This window comes from Serratia sp. (in: enterobacteria), from assembly GCF_046715635.1.
GTDB lineage: Bacteria > Pseudomonadota > Gammaproteobacteria > Enterobacterales > Enterobacteriaceae > Chania.
In genome coordinates, this window is record NZ_JBKJYW010000521.1 from 1 (window position 1) to 5,311 (window position 5,311).

The following is a 5,311-nucleotide window of genomic DNA, read 5'->3' on the forward strand; positions in this document are numbered from 1 at the left end:
TTGCGATAGCTTTGCATCATCGCATCCAACAGTTCGTTATGCGCTTCGCGCACTCGCTCGATTTTCCAGTTCGCCCGGTTATCCAGGATCGCCAACCGCTCTTCACTCCAACCCCATTCGCTGACCAGTTGGCTGAGGATCTCACGCCGCCAACCGATGCTGGCGTTGTTGGACAGCGACAACTTCTCGCAAACTTTGAGGTAGAAACAGCGGCGGACAAGATCGAGGCGGGTAGTATCGTTGATTTCAGTCAGATAATGGGTGACTCGTTCAAGCATCATGCAATAGGCATCAAGGCCAAAGCAAACGATCTCCCCCTGATGCAGACGATGTTTGATACCCATCGCCAACAGTTGGGTATTGGGGTATTCCCACGAATAAGCTTCGAGCAGCAGCGTTTTCAGCACCGCCTTGTAGGGCGAATCAATGCTCTTATACAGCTGCCACAGGCTGGCACCGAAGTACTCTTCGGCAGAGAGCGTGCTCAATCCGCCGAGATCCAGCCACTCATTTGGGGTTAATACCCCCTGGGAATAGAGCGAAAGCACATATTCATCGTAATGCGCTTCCTCTTCGCCCGGCACCATGTTCCACAGGATGCGTTTCCCTGCCAGGCGCACCGCCGTGCGGTAGAACTCGTCAAGCAACAGGATATGTTGGGTAGAGCCGCAGTCTTCACCGCCCAGGCTGCCGCTTTCGTTATGGCGGAAGCGGTTTTCGTCGATCAGGAAGAAGCTGACTTCCACCCCCATCGAGGCCGCCCATTTCTCCAGCAGGCTGCATTTTTGCTGCAGGCGGTTGCGCTCTTCGTTGTCTAGCCAGGATTGGTGGCAGACCCAGATATCCAGATCCGAGGTGCAGCTCTGGCCGATCGAGGAGGTACTGCCCATGGAATAAAGGGCGGTAATCGGCAGTTCACCCGTGGCCATTTTTTCAAACGGGCTGCCCCATTTGTCTTCTAAATCATTGAGATAAGCTTGCTGGGTTTCATCAGGCGTGTAGATACAGATGCCATGGGGAACGTTACCGTTGAGGTAGCCCGGCATCAGTGGATGATGGTGGTGCAATAAGGTAGGCAGCAGACTGTAGACCCGTTGGAACGCGGGCTTCATGGCCGCCAGGGCACGATCGACACGTAGTTGGTTGATCGCATCCAGTCTTTGTTTCAGTGTCTCGATGTAGAGGTACAAGACGTCTCGCCTGATTATCCCGATGCTTGAAAAAAAACCCGTATTCCCGCTGCGTCTTTAGTTTAGAAGAATTTTTGACGACTTATTGCTGGAAACGTGATCAATCTAACACCTTGCTGATTGACCGTAAAGGAGGTAAAGCGACACACTTATCCTAGCGCTTCTATAAATGATTTACCCGCTGTGTGAACTGCCGCCAACTTTCCTTCATGCCCCCTTTGATTCCGTTGTCCTTTCTCCGCCTGTGGCTTCTTGCACTGACAGTTTTGATCCTCAGTGGTAGGATGGACGGCGAATTATAAAAAACGGTAACCAGAAATGTTAGACAAAATTATTCGAATTGCCACCCGTCAGAGTCCACTTGCCCTATGGCAAGCACACTATGTTCAGCAGCGCCTGATGGCTAGCCATCCGGGCCTGCAGGTGGAACTGGTGCCAATGGTCACGCGCGGCGACATCATTCTGGATACACCGCTGGCCAAGGTTGGCGGTAAGGGTCTGTTCGTCAAAGAGCTTGAGCTGGCTCTGCTGGAAGGTCGGGCAGATATTGCCGTGCACTCGATGAAAGACGTGCCCGTCGACTTCCCCGCCGGCTTGGGGCTGGTCACCATTTGCGAACGTGACGATCCGCGTGACGCTTTCGTTTCCAATCACTTTGCCTCGCTCGATCAACTGCCGCAAGGCAGCGTAGTCGGCACCTCCAGCCTGCGCCGTCAATGCCAGCTGCGTCGCCGTCGCCCGGATCTGATCGTGCGCGATCTGCGTGGCAACGTCGGCACAAGGTTGAGTAAGCTGGATAACGGCGATTACGACGCCATTATTCTGGCCGTGGCCGGGTTAAAACGTCTGGGCCTGGAACAGCGTATCCGCTGCCCGCTGAGCGCGGAAGAATCCTTGCCCGCTGTCGGCCAGGGTGCGGTCGGTATCGAATGCCGCCTTGACGATGACGTCACCCGCGCTTTGCTGACCCCTCTCAACCATCGCGAAACCGAAATCCGTGTCCGTGCCGAACGGGCGATGAACACCCGGCTGGAAGGGGGCTGCCAGGTTCCTATCGGCAGCTATGCCGAACTGACAGGCGATGAGCTGTGGTTACGTGCGCTGGTCGGCGCCCCAGATGGTAGCCAGATGGTTTGCGGTGAACGCCGTGGCCCATCAGCACAGGCTGAGCAAATGGGCGTAGCACTGGCAGAAGAACTGTTGGCTGCCGGTGCCCGTGAGATCCTGCATGACGTTTATCAGGGAAATCCTCCAGCATGACCATTCTGGTAACCCGCCCTTCTCCCGCCGGGGAACAACTGGTGAGCCGCCTGCGCGCACTTGGCCGGGTTGCCTTCCATGCGCCGCTGATCGACTTCGCCCCCGGTAACGATCTTGTCCGCTTACCTCAGGGGCTGGCAGAGTTGCAGGCGGGCGATCTGGTGTTTGCCCTGTCGCAGCACGCCGTCAGCTATGCCAGTTCGGTCATCAATCGCGCCGGGCTTCAATGGCCTGGCCAGTTGTCCTATTATGCTATTGGCCGCACCACCGCGCTGGCAATGCATCGCATTAGCAGCCTGCCGGTAGATTATCCGCGTGAACGTGAGATCAGCGAAATGCTGCTGATGCTGCCTGCGTTGCAACAGCTCGCCGGTAAACGGGCGTTGATCATGCGGGGTAACGGTGGCCGTGAACTCCTAGGCGAGACGCTGGCTGAGCGGGGTGCGGCGATAAGCTATTATGAATGTTATCAACGCAGCCCGGTGCATTATGATGGCAGTGAGCAAAGTGCCCACTGGCAACGCGCTGGTATCGATACGCTGGTGGTGACCAGCGGCGAAATGTTACAACAGCTCTATACTTTAGTTCCTGATTACTATCGTTCTTCGTGGCTGTTACGTTGCCGCCTGATAGTGGTCAGTGAACGTCTTGCTACCCTTGCCCAGGAACTGGGTTGGAGCACGATTCGGGTAGCTGAAAACGCAGATAATGACGCGCTGATCCGCGCGCTACAATAACCTGACTATGGGATGTGCCACTATGACGGAACAAAACACTCCATCCGCCGCGGTTGAAGAATCAAACCCAGCGGTTGAGAGCCCCCAGCAGCCAGCCGCTGACCACCGGAAAGGTAAAAATACCGGCCCGGTATTGGGTGCGATTGCCATCGTGCTGGTCATCGCTCTGGGTGCTGGCGGCTATTACCACACGCATCAGCAGGCGCAAACATTGATCGCTGCCAATCAGGCCTTACAGCAACAGTTGGCAGAGCTGAAGCAGAGCCAGCAGCAAGAAAAGAGCGCGCTGGAAGGCTTGCTGCAACAACAGGGTAAAACGCTGGAGGCCGCCGATCGCGAGCAAACCTCGCTGGTACGTCAGCTCAATGAACTGCAAGATAAGGTTGCCACCATTTCCGGCAGCGATGCCAAAACCTGGCTGCTGGCACAGGCGGACTTCCTGGTGAAAATGGCAGGCCGCAAACTGTGGGGCGATCAGGATGTCACCACCGCGGCTGCGCTGCTGAAAAGCGCCGACGCCAGCCTGGCAGAGATGAACGATCCGAGCCTGATCGATATTCGCCGCGCCATCACCGAAGATGTCGGCACCCTCTCCGCCGTGGCTCAGATAGATTTTGATGGCATCATCCTGAAGGTCAACCAGTTGTCCAATCAGGTCGACGACCTGCGTCTGGCGGATAATAACCGTGACGAACGGCCAATGGATGAAGACGACGGCGAGCTGTCCAGTTCGTTAAGCGAATGGCGTCAAAACCTGACCAAGAGCTGGCACAACTTTATGGCGGACTTTATTACCGTCCGCCGTCGTGATAGCAGTGCCGAACCACTGCTGGCGCCGAATCAGGATGTTTACCTGCGTGAGAATATTCGTTCGCGCCTGCTGGTTGCCGCACAGGCGATCCCTCGTCATCAGAACGAAGTGTTCAAGCAGTCGCTGGAAACGGTGTCGACCTGGGTACGCGCCTATTTCGATACTACCGACCCAGCCACCAAGGCGTTCCTGGAAGAGTTGGACAACCTGAGCCAGCAATCGATCTCCATGGACGTACCGGGCCAGTTGAAAAGCCAGCCGATGTTGGAAAAACTGATGCAGACCCGGGTACGTAATCTGTTGGCCCAGGCCCCTGCCACTCACCAGGAGGGATAAGCCATGTTACGCGTGTTATTCCTGTTTCTGGTGCTGATTGCCAGCCTGGTGCTGGGGCCGATGCTGGCCGGGCACCAAGGTTATGTGCTGATCCAGACCGATAATTACAATGTCGAAACCAGCGTCACCGGCCTGGTGATTATGGCGGTGCTGTTGTTCCTGGTGCTGTTTGTCATCGAATGGATCCTGCGCCGCATCTTCCGCACTGGCGCGCGCACCCGTGGCTGGTTCCTTGGCCGTAAACGCAGCCGCGCCCGTAAGCAAACCAAAGCCGCGCTGATCAAACTGGCGGAGGGGGATTACAAGCAGGTCGAGAAACTGCTGACCCGCAATGCCGATCATGCCGAGCAACCGGTGGTGAACTACCTGCTGGCGGCGGAAGCGGCGCAGCAACGTGGCGATGACTTCCGCACCAATCAGTATCTGGAGCGTGCCGCAGAGGCCGCCGATACCGACCAGTTGCCGGTAGATATTACCCGCGTACGTATTCAGTTGGCCCAAGGTGAAGCTCATGCGGCACGGCACGGCGTCGATCGCTTGCTGAACCAGGCACCGCGTCACCCGGAAGTACTGCGGCTGGCGGAGCAGGCCTATCTGCGCACCGGCGCTTATGCCTCACTGCTGGAAATTCTACCTTCAATGAGCAAAATCAACCTGCACAGCGAAGAAGAGCTGCAAGCTTTACAGCAGCAGGCCTATATCGGCCTGATGAATCAGGCTATGGCCGATGAAGGCAGTGAAGGGTTGAAGCGCTGGTGGAAAGATCAGAGTCGCAAAATTCGCCACGAAATCCCGCTACAGGTCGCGATGGTGGAACATCTTATTGAGTGTGATGACCATGAACTGGCACAAAGCATTGTGCTGGACGGCCTGAAACGCCAATACGACGAGCGGCTGGTGCTGTTGATCCCACGCATCAAGTCTGGCAACCCGGAGCAGTTGGAAAAAGTGTTACGCCAACAGATCAAGCAGCATGG

General features: G+C 56.3%; 5 protein-coding genes. 4 read left to right on the forward strand and 1 reads right to left on the reverse strand.

Going from position 1 to position 5,311, the window contains the following annotated elements:
* Window positions 1–1,190: class I adenylate cyclase (locus ACLQ7H_RS26910; RefSeq protein ID WP_411755313.1), on the reverse strand; the 1,190-nt coding region annotated here is incomplete at its 3' end.
* A 318-nt stretch (window positions 1,191–1,508) separates the two neighbouring features.
* Here ACLQ7H_RS26910 and hemC point away from each other — a divergent pair.
* The 4 genes from hemC to hemY all read left to right on the forward strand — a co-directional run.
* Window positions 1,509–2,450 carry a hydroxymethylbilane synthase gene (hemC, locus tag ACLQ7H_RS26915; protein WP_411755314.1) on the forward strand — a complete coding sequence of 314 codons (942 nt, stop codon included), beginning with the start codon at window positions 1,509–1,511 and terminating at the stop codon, window positions 2,448–2,450.
* Complete coding sequence (gene hemD, locus ACLQ7H_RS26920) at window positions 2,447–3,187, forward strand: uroporphyrinogen-III synthase (RefSeq protein ID WP_411755315.1); 741 nt, start codon at window positions 2,447–2,449, stop codon at window positions 3,185–3,187. Before hemC ends, hemD begins: the two co-directional genes overlap by 4 nt.
* A gap of 22 nt (window positions 3,188–3,209) precedes the next feature.
* Window positions 3,210–4,334 (forward strand): uroporphyrinogen-III C-methyltransferase, encoded by a 1,125-nt coding sequence (gene hemX / locus ACLQ7H_RS26925; RefSeq protein WP_411755316.1) that lies wholly within the window; start codon window positions 3,210–3,212, stop codon window positions 4,332–4,334.
* A 3-nt stretch (window positions 4,335–4,337) separates the two neighbouring features.
* Window positions 4,338–5,311 (forward strand): protoheme IX biogenesis protein HemY (hemY, locus tag ACLQ7H_RS26930; protein ID WP_411755317.1); only part of this gene is annotated, 974 nt, incomplete at its 3' end.

Bases quoted from the DNA above. Each gene is read 5' to 3' on its own strand.
- hemC (WP_411755314.1), top strand. From the start codon at position 1,509: ATGTTAGACAAAATTATTCGAATTGCCACCCGTCAGAGTCCACTTGCC.
- hemD (WP_411755315.1), top strand. From the start codon at position 2,447: ATGACCATTCTGGTAACCCGCCCTTCTCCCGCCGGGGAACAACTGGTG.
- hemX (WP_411755316.1), top strand. From the start codon at position 3,210: ATGACGGAACAAAACACTCCATCCGCCGCGGTTGAAGAATCAAACCCA.